The 17,734-nt window shown below is 56.3% G+C and carries 17 protein-coding genes; 14 read left to right on the forward strand and 3 right to left on the reverse strand.

Annotation, left to right across the window (positions count from 1 at the left end):
* The 11 genes from KUC_RS20085 to tatC form a co-directional block, all read left to right on the forward strand.
* Window positions 1-333: SPOR domain-containing protein (locus KUC_RS20085; RefSeq protein ID WP_244264803.1), on the forward strand; the 333-nt coding region annotated here is incomplete at its 5' end.
* Window positions 334-491: 158 nt separating this feature from the next.
* A complete protein-coding gene (hslV, locus tag KUC_RS13905) occupies window positions 492-1,025 on the forward strand; it encodes an ATP-dependent protease subunit HslV (protein WP_007113850.1) in 534 nt (177 codons plus the stop codon).
* A gap of 52 nt (window positions 1,026-1,077) precedes the next feature.
* Window positions 1,078-2,400, forward strand: coding sequence for an ATP-dependent protease ATPase subunit HslU (hslU, locus tag KUC_RS13910; RefSeq protein ID WP_007113851.1), 1,323 nt, complete (start codon window positions 1,078-1,080; stop codon window positions 2,398-2,400).
* A 127-nt stretch (window positions 2,401-2,527) separates the two neighbouring features.
* Window positions 2,528-2,911: a gamma-butyrobetaine hydroxylase family protein gene (locus KUC_RS13915; protein ID WP_007113852.1), complete on the forward strand. Its 384-nt coding sequence runs from the start codon at window positions 2,528-2,530 to the stop codon at window positions 2,909-2,911.
* Window positions 2,912-3,059: 148 nt separating this feature from the next.
* Window positions 3,060-3,815, forward strand: a complete 756-nt coding sequence (gene ubiE / locus KUC_RS13920) for a bifunctional demethylmenaquinone methyltransferase/2-methoxy-6-polyprenyl-1,4-benzoquinol methylase UbiE (protein ID WP_007113853.1) — start codon at window positions 3,060-3,062, stop codon at window positions 3,813-3,815.
* A 52-nt stretch (window positions 3,816-3,867) separates the two neighbouring features.
* Window positions 3,868-4,524: a ubiquinone biosynthesis accessory factor UbiJ gene (locus tag KUC_RS13925; protein ID WP_007113854.1), complete on the forward strand. Its 657-nt coding sequence runs from the start codon at window positions 3,868-3,870 to the stop codon at window positions 4,522-4,524.
* Window positions 4,521-6,143 (forward strand): ubiquinone biosynthesis regulatory protein kinase UbiB, encoded by a 1,623-nt coding sequence (ubiB, locus tag KUC_RS13930; RefSeq protein ID WP_040480922.1) that lies wholly within the window; start codon window positions 4,521-4,523, stop codon window positions 6,141-6,143. Before KUC_RS13925 ends, ubiB begins: the two co-directional genes overlap by 4 nt.
* A gap of 52 nt (window positions 6,144-6,195) precedes the next feature.
* A complete protein-coding gene (locus KUC_RS13935; protein WP_007113856.1) occupies window positions 6,196-6,570 on the forward strand; it encodes a phosphoribosyl-ATP diphosphatase in 375 nt (124 codons plus the stop codon).
* Window positions 6,571-6,716: 146 nt separating this feature from the next.
* On the forward strand, window positions 6,717-6,995 hold the full coding sequence (gene tatA / locus KUC_RS13940) for a Sec-independent protein translocase subunit TatA (protein ID WP_007113857.1): 279 nt from the start codon (window positions 6,717-6,719) through the stop codon (window positions 6,993-6,995).
* 3 nt (window positions 6,996-6,998) lie between these two features.
* A complete protein-coding gene (tatB, locus tag KUC_RS13945) occupies window positions 6,999-7,490 on the forward strand; it encodes a Sec-independent protein translocase protein TatB (RefSeq protein WP_007113858.1) in 492 nt (163 codons plus the stop codon).
* A complete protein-coding gene (gene tatC / locus KUC_RS13950; protein ID WP_007113859.1) occupies window positions 7,487-8,278 on the forward strand; it encodes a twin-arginine translocase subunit TatC in 792 nt (263 codons plus the stop codon). Before tatB ends, tatC begins: the two co-directional genes overlap by 4 nt.
* An 80-nt stretch (window positions 8,279-8,358) precedes the next feature.
* On the opposite strand, the gene elbB is transcribed toward tatC, so the two are convergent.
* Complete coding sequence (gene elbB / locus KUC_RS13955) at window positions 8,359-9,030, reverse strand: isoprenoid biosynthesis glyoxalase ElbB (protein ID WP_007113860.1); 672 nt, start codon at window positions 9,028-9,030, stop codon at window positions 8,359-8,361.
* A 199-nt stretch (window positions 9,031-9,229) separates the two neighbouring features.
* Between elbB and hemB the strand changes: the two genes are divergently transcribed.
* Both hemB and ppk1 read left to right on the forward strand, forming a co-directional pair.
* Window positions 9,230-10,240, forward strand: a complete 1,011-nt coding sequence (gene hemB / locus KUC_RS13960) for a porphobilinogen synthase (RefSeq protein ID WP_040480924.1) — start codon at window positions 9,230-9,232, stop codon at window positions 10,238-10,240.
* A 120-nt stretch (window positions 10,241-10,360) separates the two neighbouring features.
* A complete protein-coding gene (ppk1, locus tag KUC_RS13965; RefSeq protein ID WP_007113862.1) occupies window positions 10,361-12,550 on the forward strand; it encodes a polyphosphate kinase 1 in 2,190 nt (729 codons plus the stop codon).
* A gap of 228 nt (window positions 12,551-12,778) precedes the next feature.
* Here the strand turns inward: ppk1 and metE are convergent, their stop codons facing one another.
* Entirely contained in the window at window positions 12,779-15,076 is a 2,298-nt protein-coding gene (metE, locus tag KUC_RS13970) for a 5-methyltetrahydropteroyltriglutamate--homocysteine S-methyltransferase (RefSeq protein WP_007113863.1), read from the reverse strand.
* A gap of 131 nt (window positions 15,077-15,207) precedes the next feature.
* On the opposite strand from metE, the gene KUC_RS13975 reads away from it, so the two are divergent.
* Window positions 15,208-16,146, forward strand: coding sequence for a LysR family transcriptional regulator (locus KUC_RS13975; protein ID WP_007113864.1), 939 nt, complete (start codon window positions 15,208-15,210; stop codon window positions 16,144-16,146).
* Here the strand turns inward: KUC_RS13975 and KUC_RS13980 are convergent.
* Window positions 16,109-17,734: an ATP-binding protein gene (locus tag KUC_RS13980; protein ID WP_007113865.1), complete on the reverse strand. Its 1,626-nt coding sequence runs from the start codon at window positions 17,732-17,734 to the stop codon at window positions 16,109-16,111. The two genes, KUC_RS13975 and KUC_RS13980, sit on opposite strands and share 38 nt — an antisense overlap.

The following is a 17,734-nucleotide window of genomic DNA, read 5'->3' on the forward strand; positions in this document are numbered from 1 at the left end:
GCAGGCGACGACCCCATCGCCCAGGTTATTGCCGCCAACACGCGGCCTGAAGATCAGGTCTCGACGGCCCGCGAGAATGAAGCGACCACCAACACCCCAGGGCGCTATATGCTTCAGGCAGCCTCATTTCGTGAGGCAAGTGATGCCGAACAGCTGCGCGGCCGACTGCGCAATTTAAGCCTGCTGGCGGAAATCAGCGCAGTGCAGGCGGATGGCAATACTTGGCACCGTGTACAAGTGGGGCCTTACGAGGACACCCGGGAGCTGAACCGCGCCCAGGATTTAATGAATACCCAAGGTATCGAGCCACTGCTTATCCAACTGCAAAACTAATAATACGCTCCTGAATACTTGCGGGCGGTTGATTTTTTATCAGCCGCCCGCATTTCGTTGTGAACGCTTAAACAATGGTCGCTTTCGGGAACAGTTTGCTAAACAGTAAGTGATCAGCCAGTCATCGGGAGCGCGTCTCCCCCCAAGGAGTTATCTCCATGACCACCATTGTCTCCGTTCGTCGTGGTAACCAGGTCGCCCTCGCTGGCGACGGCCAAGTGTCGCTGGGCAATACCGTAATGAAGGGTAACGCCAGCAAAGTACGCCGCCTCTATCGTGGCAAAGTACTGGCCGGGTTTGCCGGTGGCACTGCGGACGCCTTCACGCTGTTTGAGCGCTTCGAAGCGCAGTTGGAAAAGTACCAGGGCCATTTGACCAAGGCCGCCGTTGAGCTCGCCAAAGATTGGCGCACCGACCGGGCGCTGCGCCGCCTGGAAGCGTTGCTCGCCGTCGCCGATCACAGCGCCTCGCTAATCATTACCGGCAACGGTGATGTAGTCGAACCCGAGCGCGGCATTATTGCCATTGGCTCTGGGGGCAACTTCGCCCAGGCCAGCGCTCGAGCGCTGCTGGAAAACACCGAGCTGTCGGCGCGTGAAATTACCGAGAAGTCGCTTTCGATCGCTGGTGATATCTGTGTATTCACCAACCACCACGTGACCCTCGAAGAGCTGTCGATTGACGATCGCTAATCAACTCGCGCGATCCGCAAACGCCGCTAATAGCACACTAAGGTTACTTACTATGACTCAGATGACACCCCGCGAAATTGTTCACGCTCTAGACCAATACATTATTGGCCAGCAGGATGCTAAGCGCGCCGTTGCAATCGCTCTACGTAACCGCTGGCGCCGTATGCAGCTCGATGACGATCTGCGCCCGGAAGTCACCCCTAAAAATATTTTGATGATTGGCCCCACCGGCGTCGGTAAAACCGAGATTGCCCGCCGTCTGGCCAAGCTGGCTAAAGCGCCGTTTATTAAAGTTGAAGCGACCAAGTTTACCGAAGTCGGCTATGTGGGCCGTGATGTTGAGTCGATTATTCGCGACTTAATGGAAGCGGCGATCAAGATGGTGCGCGAACAAGCCAAAGAGGAGGTCAGTCACCGCGCCGAAGATGCTGCAGAAGACCGCGTACTAGATGCCCTTCTGCCCCCGCCGCGGGGTCAGGAAGATAAGCCGCGAGAAGACAGTGGCACCCGCCAGACCTTCCGCAAGAAGCTTCGCGAAGGGCAGTTGGACGATAAAGAGATTGATATCGAAATCTCTTCCCAGGGCCAAGGCATCGACATCATGACGCCGCCAGGTATGGAAGAGATGACCAGCCAGTTGCAGAGCATGTTCTCCAACATGGGCCAGCAGAAGCGTGAAAACCGCCGTGTGACGGTCAAAGAGGCGCTGGTACTGCTGCGCGATGAAGAGGCGAGCAAGCTGGTCAACGAGGAAGAGATCAAGGCCCGTGCAGTCTACTCGGTCGAGCAACACGGCATCGTGTTCTTGGATGAGATCGATAAAGTCGCCAAAGGCAGCGGCCAGTCCAGCGGGGGCGAAGTCTCCCGCGAGGGCGTCCAGCGCGATCTGCTGCCGCTGATTGAGGGTTCGACCGTCTCGACCAAGTACGGCATGGTAAAAACCGATCACATTCTGTTTATCGCCTCCGGTGCCTTCCACCTGTCGCGCCCGTCGGATTTGATTCCAGAGCTTCAGGGCCGGCTGCCGATTCGTGTTGAGCTCGACGCGCTCACGCCCAACGATTTCAAGCGTATCCTTACCGAGCCTTCTGCGTCGCTGACCAAGCAGTATCAAGCACTGCTGGCCACCGAAGGGCTCGACATTGAGTTTACCCCCGACGGTATTGAGCGTATTGCGCAGATCTCCTGGCAGGTCAATGAAGGCACTGAAAATATCGGCGCTCGCCGTCTGCACACGGTGATGGAACGTCTATTGGAAGAAGCCTCTTTCAGGGGCGGCGATATGGAGAGCCCGCTGGTGATTGACGGCGACTACGTCAATGCTCAGCTTGGCGAACTGGCGGTCGACGAAGATCTGTCGCGGTATATTTTGTAAGCTGCGTCTGCTGTTACTATCAGCATTGGTATAGTCAGCAGCATTGGTATAGTCAGCAGCAAGCTCGCTTTTGGCGGGCTTGCTGTCATGATATTAAGCCATGGACACTTAGCCATGAGGTCTCATCATGAATGCCCCTACTCCCACTCGGGTTCACTACCACAAGCAGGACCGCGAGCTGGAACTTGGCTACGCCAATGGGGAGAGTTTTCACCTCCCGGTTGAGTTTTTACGCGTCTATTCGCCTTCTGCCGAAGTGCGCGGCCACGGCGGCGATACGGCGGTGCTGCAAGTGGGTAAAAAAGATGTCGGCCTACAGAATATTACTCAGGCAGGCAATTACGCGCTGAAACTGCACTTTGACGATGGCCATGAAAGCGGGCTGTTTAGTTGGAACTATCTGTATGACCTCGCTACCCACCAAGAGGCTTACTGGAACAACTACTTGCAGCGCTTAAAAGAGGCCGGAGCCTCGCGAGAGCCCGCCAGCATCCAATTCAAGCAACTGTGACTACCTGACTCAGCCCTATACAAGAAGCTAGGCAGACAAGCCAGGGCGGACAAGGCTACAATGGCGCTAACTTTTAATCGCGTCGGCCTCTGCGTCAAAACACCTAAGGTCGATTTGCCACCGCCTCGAATTCGGGAGCTACTGCCCAATGAGCCCCACAGAAAAACGCACCACTGACTTTGGTTTTCAGGAAGTCCCTGTTGATGAAAAAGCCTCGCGAGTGGCTGATGTCTTCCACTCCGTGGCTGCCCGCTACGACGTTATGAACGACCTGATGTCCATGGGCATCCACCGTATCTGGAAGCGCATGACCATTGAGCGCGCAGGCGTGCGCCCTGGCCACCACGTACTGGATATCGCGGGGGGCACGGGGGATTTAACGCTTAAGTTTTCCCGCTTGGTTGGCCCCCGGGGCAAAGTGGTACTCGCCGACATCAACGCCTCGATGCTCAAAGTTGGCCGCGACAAGCTGATGGATAACGGCGTAGGCGGCAACGTCGAGTATGTTCAGGCCAATGCCGAAAGCCTGCCGTTTCCCGACAACAGCTTCGACTGCATCACCATTGCCTTTGGCCTGCGTAACGTCACCGATAAAGACGCCGCACTGCGCTCCATGGCCCGGGTACTCAAGCCCGGTGGTCGCCTGCTGGTGCTGGAGTTCTCTAAGCCCAACAATCCGCTGCTTTCCAAGGCTTACGATGAGTACTCTTTCCGCCTACTGCCCAAAATGGGCGAACTGGTGGCGGGCGATGGCGACAGCTACCGCTACTTGGCGGAGTCAATTCGTATGCACCCGGATCAGGAAACGCTCAAAGCGATGATGGAAGATGCGGGGCTTGAGCGGGTTGAGTACACCAACCTGACCGGCGGTATCGTGGCCCTGCACCGCGGCATTAAGCTATGATTTTTGGTGCCCTGATTTTTTGTGTCCTGACGTTTCCTGGCAAGAGGTCAGCATGCTGGTAACCCCGACCCTCCTGCTGGCCGGTTGTGAACGCACGCTCAACGCCCTACTCGCCCGCGACCCTGCGGCCCCAGCTCGGCTGGCGGCGCTCGCAGGCAGTCGTTTACTGGTTCGTTTAGAGCAGCCCCATTTAGCGCTGGTCATTTACTACCATCACGCTGGGCTCGACCTGATGCGCGGCGATGACGTTGATGAAACCGACGTAGACGCAGTGGTAGAGCTCACCCCAGAAACGTTTTCAGAGTGGATCAGCGGCGCTTCGGTTGAACGCCTCATGTTTGACGGCAAACTGGCCGTGCGCGGGCGTATCACTCTGCTTGAAGCCACTCGAGATCTGCTCTTCGACCTGGACATCGACTGGGAAAGCGAGCTGGCCCGCTGGCTGGGCGATATACCAGCCCACTCCCTGGCCGAAGGCCTGCGGCGCGCTGCCCGCTGGGGGCTGCGCGCCAAAGACGAGCTGATGCAGGATGTGTCTGAATATGTCTTTGAAGAGGCACGCCTGCTGCCCGGGCGGCAGCAGCGTAACCTACTCCGCGAGCACCTGACCGAGTTAGAAGTGGCGACTGATCGCCTGGAAGCGCGTCTAAACCGCTTGCAGCGACGACTAGAACAGCTTCAGCCCGAGCCACAGGAGTCGCGCCCATGAGTCTGCGCTTGCTGCGGATAAGTTGGATAATCAGCCGCCACCGATTGGATACACTACTGCCATTAGAGCGGCTGCCCTGGTGGCTTCGGGCGCTGTTGTGGTTTTCTCCACTACGTTTGGTGCCCGTTGGCAAGCGCTCACGGGGCGAACGTCTGCGCTTATCGCTGGAGGCGTTAGGACCGATTTTTATTAAATTCGGCCAAATGCTCTCGACCCGTCGCGACCTGCTGCCAGCGGATATCGCCGATGAGCTGAAACGTCTGCAAGATCAGGTGCCGCCTTTTCCTGGCGAGCAAGCTGCCGCCCGGGTCGAGAAAGCGCTGGAAATGTCGCTGGAAGAGGCCTTTGCTGAATTTGACCGTGTGCCATTAGCCTCGGCATCGATTGCCCAGGTGCACGCGGCAAGGCTGCACGGCGGTGAAGACGTAGTGGTGAAAATTATTCGCCCTGGGATTGATCGCGTGATGCGTCAGGATATGGCGCTGATGTACCAGGTCGCCAAATTGTTTTCCAAAATTCCCGAGGCGCGCCGCCTGCGCCCGGTGGAAGTGATCCGCGACTACGAAGCCACGCTGTTTGATGAACTGGATCTCTACAAAGAGGCCGCCAACACCTCGCAGCTCAAACGTAACTTCAAAGACTCACCGCTGCTGTTTGTACCTACCATCTACTGGCCCTTCACCCGCCGCCACGTGATGGTGCAAGAGCGCATTCGTGGTATTCCAGTCGCTGATTTAGATACTCTGATTGCTCGTGGCACTAATTTGAAGAAACTTGCCGAACGCGGCGTTGAGCTGTTCTTTACCCAGGTATTCCGTGACAACTTTTTCCACGCGGATATGCACCCAGGTAATATCTTCGTCAACTGTGACAACCCCGACGACCCTCAGTACATTGCCATCGACTGCGGCATTGTCGGCAGCCTGACGCGGGAAGACCAAGACTACTTGGCGCGCAACCTACTGGCGTTTTTCCACCAGGACTATTACGAAGTGGCCGCGCTGCACATTGAGTCAGGCTGGGTGGGTGAAAATACCCGCGCCAATGAGTTCGCGGCAGCGATTCGCACCGTTTGTGAGCCCATTCTAGAGAAGCCGTTGAAAGATATCTCCTTCGGTCAGGTGTTGCTGGGGCTGTTTCAAACTGCGCGGCGCTTTAATATGGAAGTGCAGCCGCAGCTGGTACTGTTGCAGAAAACGCTGCTCAATATTGAAGGCCTGGGGCGTCAACTCTATCCGGATCTAGATTTGTGGAGCACCGCCAAGCCCTATTTAGAGCAGTGGATGAAAGATCGTGCCGGAGTGAGCGGTTTATGGGAGTCATTAAAGCGTCAGGCGCCGGAACTTTCACACCAGTTGCCCGAACTGCCCGCTCTGGCTCATCAGGCGCTCAGCCGTATGGAGCACGAGCATCGCCAGCGCCACCAGCAGGTCGACTCGATCAACGCAATGCGGGTGCAGATGGCGCGCCAGGGAAAACGCCTCTACCGCCTGCGGCTTGGCTTGATTCTACTCGCATTGGCACTGGCGTGGCAGCCGTTAAGCGGTTGGATTACGCTTCAGGAGTGGCCGATACTAGCGGCCGCCGCCATTGGCCTACTGCTGCTGGTGTGGCAATAAGCTATTGTTAGATAACGACGCAGCGGCGCACTAAACGCTCACAAGGATTCCCATGGACAGCAACGCATTATCGCCTAACAATTCGACTAGCCATACCGATGTGCTGGATACGCTCAATGAGGTGTTAAAGCAGCGGCGCAATGCAGCGGCAGAAGAATCTTATGTTGCCTCCTTGCATCATAAGGGTTTGAACAAGATACTCGAAAAGGTGGGCGAGGAAGCCACAGAAACAGTGCTTGCAGCAAAAGATGCTGAGCATGGAAGCGAGGCTGAACGCCAAGCGTTGATTTCTGAAACCGCCGACCTGTGGTTTCATAGCCTGGTGATGCTGTCGCACCTAGGAATGGATCATCAGGACGTTTTAGACGAACTGGCACGGCGCTTCGGTATTTCCGGACACGAGGAAAAATCCGCCCGCCAGCCATAGTTGCCACATATAGCTGTCGCATAGTGGTAACGCGCTTACTGTAGTGGTAACAGTGGTAACGCTGGTAGTAGCAATGTTTACATCACCGTTTGCATCACCGTTTGCATCAACAATGAAAGTTAACCTGCTCCCATGAGGAAACGCATATGTTAGGTGGCATTAGTATTTGGCAGTTGCTGATTGTACTGGGCATCATCATCCTGGTTTTCGGCACCAAAAAACTGCGTAACGTGGGTACCGACCTGGGTGGGGCGGTCAAGGGTTTCAAGAAAGCCATGCACGATGAAGAAAAAAATAAAGAGGCAGATAAAGACGACGCCGACCAACCCCATGCCAAAGTGAGCCATGAAGAGCCGGGCAACACTTATGACGTTCAAGCCGAAGAGAAACAGGCCGCGAGCGACCGAAACGAAGAGCGCAAATAAACCATGCTGGATATCGGCTTTCTTGAACTGATGCTGATTGGCATCGTCGGGCTGCTGGTGCTTGGCCCGGAGCGGCTGCCGCGTGCCGCCCGTACGGCGGGCATGTGGATTGGCAGAATTAAGCGCACGGTATCCGGTATGCAGCGTGAAATCAGCGCCCAGCTGGAAGCAGAAGAGCTGCGTCAAAAGCTCAACGAGCAACAGCAGAAGCTCGATAACAGCCTTAAGAAAGCTAAGCTGGACGTAGAAAGCATCGCCGACGCCCCTGCCAGCAGTGACGCTAAGTCTCCGCCACCAACCAAGGCGGCCCAGAGCGACACTGAGCAGCGCGTTGCCAAGGCCAGCTCTCGATTGGATGACGCCCTGCAAACGGTGCGTGAGGAAACGCCTCCATCATCTTCCGCGCCTGCCTCTGCTGCGCCCACCCGCGAGGCCGAACCTGAAACGACTAACCCTGAGTCGGCTGCACTTAATAAGGATCGTAATCACCAATGAGTATGTCTGGCGATTCAAAGGAGCCGCGGGAAGAACAGATCCAAGCCCCCCTTATTGAGCACCTGATCGAGCTACGCTCACGGCTAATGCGTGCCGTGATTGTGATTTTGGTGGTCTTTTTGGGCCTCTACTCCTTTGCCAATGATATCTATACCTTTGTTGCCGAGCCGTTAATGGCGCTACTGCCTGAAGGCTCGCAAATGATCGCCACGGAAGTCGCTTCGCCATTCTTAGCGCCGTTCAAGCTCACCCTGGTGGTTGCGGTGTTTATCGCTATTCCCTTCGTACTGCACCAAGCCTGGGCGTTTATTGCCCCAGGGCTTTACGATAATGAGAAAGCGCTGGCGGTGCCGATTCTGGTTTCAAGCATTGCGCTGTTCTACGGCGGAGCGGCGTTTGCCTACTACGTTGTGTTCCCGCTGCTATTCGAGTTTTTCACCCAAACAGGGCCGGAAAATGTCGCCATCATGACCGACATTAACCAGTATCTGAACTTCGTGCTTAAGCTGTTTTTTGCCTTTGGCGTAGCGTTTGAAATTCCCATTGCGACCTTCTTGCTTATCCTTTCTGGCGCTACCACAGTAGAGAGCCTGTCTAAAAAGCGCCCGTATATTCTGCTAGGTTGCTTCGTGGTCGGCATGCTACTCACCCCACCAGATGTGATTTCCCAGAGCCTACTGGCGATTCCGATGTATCTGCTCTATGAAGTTGGGCTGCTGTTTGGCCGCCTGGTGCGAAAACGCAAACAGGAGCAAGAGGCTGCTGAAGATCAAGAGGCCGACGGATAGGTCTTCCAATGGATCAATAAGTGATTAAAAAAGCCGCCGCCATTAATAATGGCGGCGGCTTTTAGATGGCTCATACTTATTTAACCAGTGGTTAAATCCATCATTTCATTGATGCGATCTACCAACTTAAAGATACCGGTCGCAGCTTCGCTGATGCGCGTTGCCAACATATAGGCCGGCGTAGTCACCACGCGGTGCTCAAGGTCCACCACGATGTCTTCTACCCCACAGCTGCGGTGCAGACCGCCCATGGCGCTAATTGCCCCGGAAACCGCTGGGTCATTGCCCACCGTCACCGCAATGCCGTCATCGAACAGCCGGGGCACGATGACAGGCGCAATACACATCAAACCAATTGGCTTGTTATCGTGACGAAAGCCGATCAGCGCTTCTTTTAATGCCTCTAACACCTGCATATTGTCACCGGCGCTGGCAAAGTCCGACAGGTTCTTGGCAACGCCAAAACCACCGGGGACAATGACAGCATCAAAATCATCCGCCACTAACTCGTCCAATGGACTAATATCGCCCCGCGCCAGGCGGGCAGACTCTAATAGAACGTTACGCTGCTCGCCCTCAACGACGTCTTGGGTGAGGTGATTAACCACATGGTGCTGCTCAATATCCGGGGCAAAACAACGGTAATCTATCCCCAACTGATCCAGCCGCAGCAGCGTCAGCGTGGTCTCATAAATTTCCGAACCATCGTAAACGCCGCAGCCGGCTAAAATAACTGCCACCTGTTTGGTCATGCCTATCTCCTTATCCCAGGGTCTGCCGAACGCAATACAGCAAAGCAATCGTCCACTTTAGTCAGTCTGTCGTATTGTCACAAGGCGGCTTTCGCCGCAAGGCATGGCTGATATACTCCCTTCAGGCCTTCGGGCATGTTTATTTATGATCTTTAATGTTCACGTTACCTGTTTTTATGACTTCTAATGGAGAGCTCCCTTGAGTACACCCACTGCCCGTCATTTTCCCGCCACGCGTATGCGCCGTATGCGCCGCGATGATTTTTCACGCCGGTTGATGCAGGAGAACAGCCTAACCCCATCCGACCTGATTCTGCCGGTGTTTGTGTTAGAGGGAGAAAATCAGCGCGAAGCCATCGCCTCCATGCCCGGCGTCGAGCGGCTCTCTATCGACCTGTTGATCGAGCAAGCCCGCGAGGCGTATGCACTGGGCATCCCGGCGCTGGCACTGTTTCCTGTGGTCGGGCCCGAGCACAAGAGTGAGCTTGCCGAAGAGGCCTATAGCGCCAATGGTTTAGTTCAGCGAAGCGTGCGCGCCCTTAAAGAAGCGCTGCCCGAATTAGGCATCATCACTGACGTGGCTCTTGACCCTTATACCAGCCACGGCCAGGACGGCATTCTTGACGAATACGGCTATGTGCAGAATGACCGCACGGTGGATACGCTGCTCAAACAGGCGCTCTCCCATGCCGAAGCCGGTGCAGACGTCGTCGCCCCTTCCGATATGATGGATGGGCGGATTGGCGCTATTCGCCTGGTGTTGGAGCAAGAACACCTGCATAACGTGCGTATTATGGCCTACAGCGCCAAATATGCGTCACACTACTACGGCCCTTTTCGCGATGCGGTCGGTTCGGCTACTAACTTAGGCAAAGCGGACAAGCGCACCTATCAAATGGACCCCGCTAACAGCGATGAAGCGCTGCACGAAGTGGCCATGGATATCTCCGAAGGCGCCGATATGGTGATGGTCAAGCCCGGCATGCCCTACTTGGATATCGTGCGCCGGGTGAAAAGCGAATTACAGGTACCCACCTTCGCTTACCAAGTCAGCGGCGAGTACGCCATGCACCGCGCCGCCTTCGATAACGGCTGGTTGGCTGCGGAGCCTGTGATACTTGAGTCGCTGATGTGTTTCAAACGGGCAGGTGCGGACGGCATTCTGACTTACTTTGCCCTCGACGCAGCGCGTTTACTTCAGCAACGCTAGCCCGTAACGCTAAGATGACAACCAGGTGACACTTATTTGTCATCTTCTCCCCGCATACTGCACTGATATACAAGTATCAGGCTATGATACCTTCGAGCTATCAACGCGGGGAGATCCACTATGGACGAGCAAGCTTCAGATTCTTTACCACTATCGTCTACTGATCACACCAGCAGCGACAGCGATATGCCGCTACGGATTAACCGCACACCAACCGGCGTTCAAGCGCGTGAAGCGCTGCCTGAAACCGATCTTGATGATACCCAGCTCTACTTCAACCGTGAGCTGTCGCACCTACAGTTCAATATCCGAGTGCTGGAACAGGCGTTAGACGACGCCCACCCGCTGCTCAACCGGTTGATGTTCCTGCTGATTTTTTCTTCCAACATGGATGAGTTTTTCGAGATTCGTGTGGCGGGCTTGAAGCATCAAATTGCCCTGGGCGACGACACCACCGCCGCCGATGGCCGCCTGCCCAAAGCGGTGTTGGGGGAGATTTCGCAGCTTGCTCACGCGCAAATTGACCGCCAGTACCAGATACTCAACGACACCTTACTGCCCGCGCTGGAAACCCATGGGCTGCGTTTTCGTCGCCGCGATCAGTGGACTAATAAGCAGAAAGCCTGGGTTAAGACATTTTTCGATAACGAAATTATGCCGGTCATCAGCCCGATAGGTCTCGACCCCTCGCACCCCTTCCCGCGCCTAGTTAATAAAAGCCTCAATTTTATTGTTGAGCTGGAAGGTAAAGATGCTTTTGGCCGCGCTGGTGGTATGGCAATTCTACCCGCGCCGCGTTCGCTGCCGCGCCTGATGGCGCTGCCCAAGGAGCTGTGCGAAGAGGGTTTCTCTGAGTATGTTTTCCTCTCATCGATGATTCATGCCCACGCCGAGGAGCTATTTCCTGGCATGAGCGTGCGTGGCTGCTACCAATTCCGGCTGACCCGCAACGCGGATATGAGCGTTGACCCTGAGGAGGTCTCGGATCTCGCCTCGGCGCTGCGCGGTGAGCTACTGGCACGCCGCTACGGCAGCGGCGTACGCTTGGAAGTCGCCGACAGCTGCCCCGATGACTTAATCAACTTTTTGCTGCGCCAGTTTGAGCTCGAGAGCGGCGATCTATATCGCGTTAAAGGGCCGGTCAACTTAACCCGCATGATGTCGGTACTAGGCGACGTGGATCGCCCCGAACTGCTCTACCGGCCGTTTACCCCCAGCATTCCCAAAGCACTCAAAGCGGGTAGCCTGTTTGACGCTATCGCCAAGAACGACATTCTGCTCCATCACCCCTTCCAGTCGTTTACGCCGATTGAAGACCTGCTGCGCGAAGCCGCCCGTGACCCTCATGTACTGGCGGTGAAGCAGACCCTTTACCGCACGGGTGCCGACTCGGCCATTGTTAATGCCCTGGTGGAAGCGGCTAGCCAGGGTAAGGAAGTCACCGTGGTCATTGAGCTGCGCGCGCGCTTTGATGAAGCCGACAACTTACAGCTGGCTTCACGCCTGCAGGAAGCCGGGGCGATCGTTGTCTACGGTATTATGGCTTACAAAACCCACGCCAAAATGCTGCACATTGTGCGCCGTGAGAAAGGTGAGCTGTGCTACTACGCCCACCTGGGCACCGGCAACTATCACGCTAAAACCGCCAAACTGTATACCGACTACAGCCTGCTGACCGCCAACAAAGCGCTATGTGCAGATGTGCATAAGGTGTTTCAGCAGTTGTCGGGGATGGGCCGCGCGCGCAAAATCGACACGCTATTGCATGCGCCTTTCACACTGCATGAGCGGTTGGTGGCAATGATCGACCGGGAAGCGCAGATAGCGCGTAAGGGAAAGCGCGGGCATATCATCATTAAGTGCAACTCGTTAACTGAGCCCAAGCTTATCAAGGCGCTCTACCGTGCCTCCCAGGCGGGGGTTGAGTGCGACTTGATTATTCGCGGCATGTGCTGTTTGAAACCCGGCATACCGGGCGTCTCAGACAACATTCGCGTGCGCTCGATTATTGGCCGTTTGCTGGAACATACTCGGGTATTCCACTTCCACAATGATGGCAAGTCGGAGACTTGGTGCTCAAGCGCCGACTTTATGTCGCGCAATATGTTTCACCGCGTGGAGACCTGCTTTCCGTTACTAGACAAGAAGCTCGCCACCCGAGTGCGTAAAGACCTAGAGACCTACCTGGTGGATAACTGCCAGAGCTGGCTGCTCCAGACCGACGGCAGCTACCGACTCCAGGATCCGGGTGACAGCGATGCCATCAGTGCCCAGGAAACGCTGCTCTACGCTTATGCATCGAAAAGCTAAAAGCTAAAAGCTAAAAGCTGAAAGCCCACAGCGCTGAGGCCGGTTTTGGCAAGGTCTGAATCAACCCGTAGCGGGGGTCTTTCGCCATGGACGGAGAATGTTCCCAACAATTCCGGCATTTCCGCCATCCATGGCGGTCAGCTGGCGAAAGTAGCGCCCAGGGAGGGGTTAACAGCGCCCCCGCAGAGGGTTGTTCAGACCGCGTTGAAGCACTTTGCTATTGATCGTTTACGAGTAGCGTTGGCGGAGCACCTTGGCGGCTTCCACCATATTGGCTAGCGCTGGCTCCACTTCCGCCCAACCACGGGTTTTTAGGCCGCAGTCCGGGTTTACCCACAGCCGTTCGGCGGGGATTTTTTCCAGGGCTTTTTCCATCAAATCGACCATCCAGCTCACCTCAGGAATGTTGGGGGTGTGGATATCGTAAACCCCTGGCCCGATTTCGTTGGGATACGCGAAGTCCTGGAAGGCGTCCAGCAGGTGCATATCCGAACGCGACGTTTCGATGGTGATCACATCGGCATCAAGTGCTGCAATCGCGCCAATGATGTCGTTAAACTCCGAGTAGCACATATGGGTATGAATCTGAGTAGCATTGCCAACGCCTGCGGCACTCAATTGGAAGCTCTCTACCGCCCAATCAAGGTACGACTGCCACTCATGCTGGCGCAGCGGTAACCCTTCGCGCAGCGCTGGCTCATCAATTTGAATAATGTTGATCCCGGCTTTTTCTAGATCCAACACTTCATCGCGCAGCGCCAAGGCAATCTGGCGGCAGGTGGTTTCCCGCGGCTGGTCATCGCGCACAAACGACCACTGAAGAATCGTCACAGGGCCGGTCAGCATACCCTTCATGGGTTTGTCGGTCAGGGTTTGGGCGTATTCGCTCCAACGCACCGTCATCGGGGCGGGGCGCGATACATCACCGAAGATCACCGGCGGTTTAACGCAGCGTGAACCGTAGCTCTGCACCCAGCCAAACCGAGTAAAGTCAAAGCCCTCAAGCTGCTCGCCAAAGTACTCCACCATGTCATTACGTTCGGCTTCACCATGCACCGGCACATCGATAGCCAAGGCTTGCTGGCGCTCTACGGCGTAAGCAATTTCAGCCTGCATACGGGCTTCGTAGTCGGCCAGCGACAGCTCACCGGCTTTAAACGCGCGCCGGGCGGCTCGAATTTCATCGGTTTGCGGGAAAGAGCCAATCGTCGTGGTGGGGAATAGCGGCAGCTTAAGAGCCCGTCGCTGAGCCTCTGCGCGGACGGTGTAAGGCGCCTGGCGCTGGCTATCGGCGGGGCTAATCGCCGCCAAACGCTCACTGACCACTTCTTGATGAATACGGGTTGATTCTCGCCGGGCATCCAGGGCTCGAGTGGCCTGATCCAGGCGCTGCTCGTCGGCAGGCGTGGCGCGGTTATCGATCAAGCGCGCCAGGGTGACCACCTCGTCAAGCTTCTGCCGCGCGAAGGCCAGCCAGCTGATCAGCTCATCACCAAGCTCCGTTTCCTGCGCCAAATCTACCGGCACATGGAGTAGTGAGCAGCTTGGGGCCAGCCAAAGCCGCTGGCCCAAACGCACTTTTAACGGCAGCAGGCGTTCGCGCAATGCTGCCAAATCGGCCCGCCAGATATTGCGGCCATCTACAAACCCGATTGATAGCACCTGATGCGGGCCAAGGCGGTCAATCACGCTTTCTATCTGCTGCGGCGCGCGCACGGTATCAATGTGTAACCCAGCCACGGGCAAGCGGGTCGCCAGCGAGAGATTGTCGCCCAATCCGCCGAAGTAAGTGGCTAGCAATAGCTTTAGCGGCGCTGACTGAAGGCGGTGATAAGCCCGCTCAAACGCCTGCTGCCATGCCAGCGGGAGATCCTGCACCAGCGCTGGCTCATCCAATTGAACCCACTCAATACCCTGGGTGGCGAGCCGCGCTAATATTTCACCGTACACATTAAGCACGCTGTCGAGCAGCGTCAGGCGGTCAAAATCACCGCCTTTGGTTTTGCCCAGCCACAGCCAGGTCAGCGGGCCCGTCAACGTTACCTTGGGGGTGAAACCCGCGCGTAACGCTTCATCCACTTCATTAAATAGGCGATTGGAGGCCAGGGTAAAGGTTTGCCCTTCGTGCAGTTCGGGCACGAGGTAGTGGTAGTTAGTATCGAAGTACTTGGTCATTTCACAGGCCGCGGCGGGCTCACCGCTGGGCGCCCGACCACGTGCCATGCGGAAGGCGGTATCAAGGTCGATATCGCCACCCGCAATCTCTGTTTGGGCATTAAAGCGTGCTGGCACCGCCCCCAGCGCCACTGATACGTTAAGCACTTGATCGTAAAAGGCGAAATCGCCCACGCTAACGAAATCCAAACCCGCGTCTTGCTGCGCCTGCCAGTGGCGCAAACGCAGCTCACGGCCGATGCTTTCAAGCTCGCTACGCGTGCACTCGCCCTTCCAGTAAGCCTCAGTGGCTTTTTTTAGCTCGCGCTGGGCGCCGATGCGGGGATAGCCGAGAATATGAGAAACTGTCATGATGAACCCTACCAACGTGAATAATTTCACACAGTCTGGGCACCACACCTTAGTGAATCAAACTAAAGTTTCTAATAGTAAAGATGAAAAATACTCACAATGCTTGAGCCACTATAGGATTGAGCCACTACATGATTGAGTTACGACACCTACGCACGCTGCTGGCGCTGCGCGAAACCGGCTCTCTGGTCGATGCTGCCGATCGCGTGCATTTGACCCAATCGGCGCTATCGCACCAGCTCAAGGATCTTGAGAGCCGCGTGGACAGCGCGCTGTTTGTGCGTAAAACACGCCCGGTAGAATTCACCCGCGCGGGGCTGCGCCTACTCGCCCTGGCCGACCAGGTGCTACCGGAAGTACGCAAGGCGGAGCGTGATTTGGCACGTTTGGCAGGCACCGAGCAAGGGCGTTTGCATATGGCCATCGAGTGTCACAGCTGCTTTCAATGGCTGATGCCCACGGTGGATTATTTTCGCGATCACTGGCCTGAGGTGGAAATCGACATTCCCAGCGGCCATCACTTCGACCCACTGCCGGCGCTTGCCCGCGAGCAGCTGGATCTGGTCATCACCGCCGACCCCCAGCCCCTTGAGGGCATTCACTACGCGCCGCTGTTTCACTATGAGGGGCTATTGGCCGTCGCCCGACAACACCCTTTTGCAGGCGGGGGGTTTATAGAACCCCAGGCACTGGCTGAGGAAACCTTGATTACCTACCCCGTTGAGCAGTCGCGGCTGGATATTTTCACCCAGTTTTTGCAGCCCGCGAATGTGCGCCCTAAGGAGATCCGCACCGCTGAATTGACGATTATGATGATGCAGTTGGTGGCCAGCGGGCGCGGCGTCTGCGCGCTGCCCAACTGGGCGCTAACCGAGTATTTAGAGCGCGATTACGTTAGCGCGGTGAAGCTAGGCGAGCATGGGGTATGGAGCACGCTGTATGCGGCGATTCGCGAAGAGACCCGAGAAGCGCCGTGGATGCAGGATTTCTTACGCACTGCGCGGGAGACCTCCTTTGCAGTGCTAACGGGGGTTAAACCGGCGGATCGCGACGCGGAACCAGCAGCGTAAAGCGCGCACCGCCTAAGGTGGGACTGGTATCGATGGTCACGCTGCCGCCGTGCCCGGCCATTATTTTCTGTACAATCGAAAGCCCTAACCCGTAGCCGCCGGAGCTGCGGGCGCGGCTGTCGTCCAACCGGGCAAAGGGTTTGAAAATATCCGCCCGCGCTTCCGGCGGAATACCAGGGCCATCATCCTCGACATCGATACGCACCAGATTGGGTTCATCCCAAAGTTGAATCACCACCTGGGACTTGGCATGACGGCAGGCATTTCCGACTAAATTCTGCACCGCGCGCTGGAGATAGCGCGGCTCCGCTAAGAGCTCGATTTCAGGCCCATGGGCAAGCGTCAGCGTTAGGCCTTTATGCAGCGGCGACAGCGTATCAATCACCCTTTCCGCCATACCCCGGCACTCTACCAGCGCCGTTTCAAGCTCGGCCCCGTTAACTGTTTCCCCACCTAGCCGTGCATAGGTAAGGATTTCATCGACTAATTCATCGAGTTCGGCAATATCCGCATCAATGCCCTGAAGCTGGCGGCGAATGGCGGGCTGATCGGTCATATCCTCGACCATCTGCACAGCAAAGCGAATGCGCGCTACGGGGGTACGAAGTTCGTGGGAAACCGCCCGAATCATCTCCTGCTGACCACGCAGCAGGCTCTGCACCTGATTGGCCATACCGTTAAACGCCATGCCCAAGCGGCCTAAAAAGTCACCGCTCTCTACTTTCACACGGGTTTCCAGGCGGCCGCTGGCAATCCTCGTGGCGGCCAGTTCCAGCCGTGCCATGCGGGCTTCAATGCTGCGCATAATCAAATAGATAATCAGACTAAGAACAATCATCAGCCCCACCAGGAGAGGCAGATGTAAATTTAGTGGAAGGGTGTCGCCGCGGGAAAGAGGCCCCGCTTGCAGCCATTGTGACTCGCTTGGCAACTGCTCGCTTGGTAACTGCTGGCTTGGCACCTGATAGAGCAGCGTAATTGACAGCTTATCGGAGACTAGCTTAGTGATGACGTTACCGCTGGCCAGTTGGGCCTGCTGCTGCGCCGTTAGCCCCACAGGCAACGACGACAAAAGCTGCAACGGCCAACTCCCTTGGCGTAATTGGGCAATGCGGGCATCACGCTCTTCCGCGGGCGTTGCCGCAAGCCACTCGCCGAGCAGTTCAATGCTGCCATGCCACTGGTGCTCGCTCCAGTCACCAAGACGCGCTTGTAGCAGCCAAGTTCCGCTAGGCAGGCGCTGTTGCAATAGCCAGGGGCTTTCGGCGACCAGTATTTTGCCCTGCTCCAGGCGAGACCGCTCAAAATAGCCCAACTCCGCCTCATTGATCGGCTGCAGGGTCAGTTGTAAATCGAGCTGCTCTGAAAAACGTTCAATCAGGGCATGTCGCTGTTCTACAGGCGTGGCGGCGAGCTGTTGCGTCATCAGCGACATGGGTAGCGCGGCAAGCTGCTCACGGTAGTCTTCGCGGCGCACCTGTTCGATAAAGGAACGCCCCGCTAGCGCGATGATAAACACCACTAATAGCGCGATGCCCAGCAACAAATAGAAGCGTAAAAACGAGCCGTTACTGAGCACTCGCCGCAT

It is taken from the genome of Vreelandella boliviensis LC1 (genome assembly GCF_000236035.1).
In the GTDB taxonomy this organism is placed as follows: domain Bacteria; phylum Pseudomonadota; class Gammaproteobacteria; order Pseudomonadales; family Halomonadaceae; genus Vreelandella; species Vreelandella boliviensis.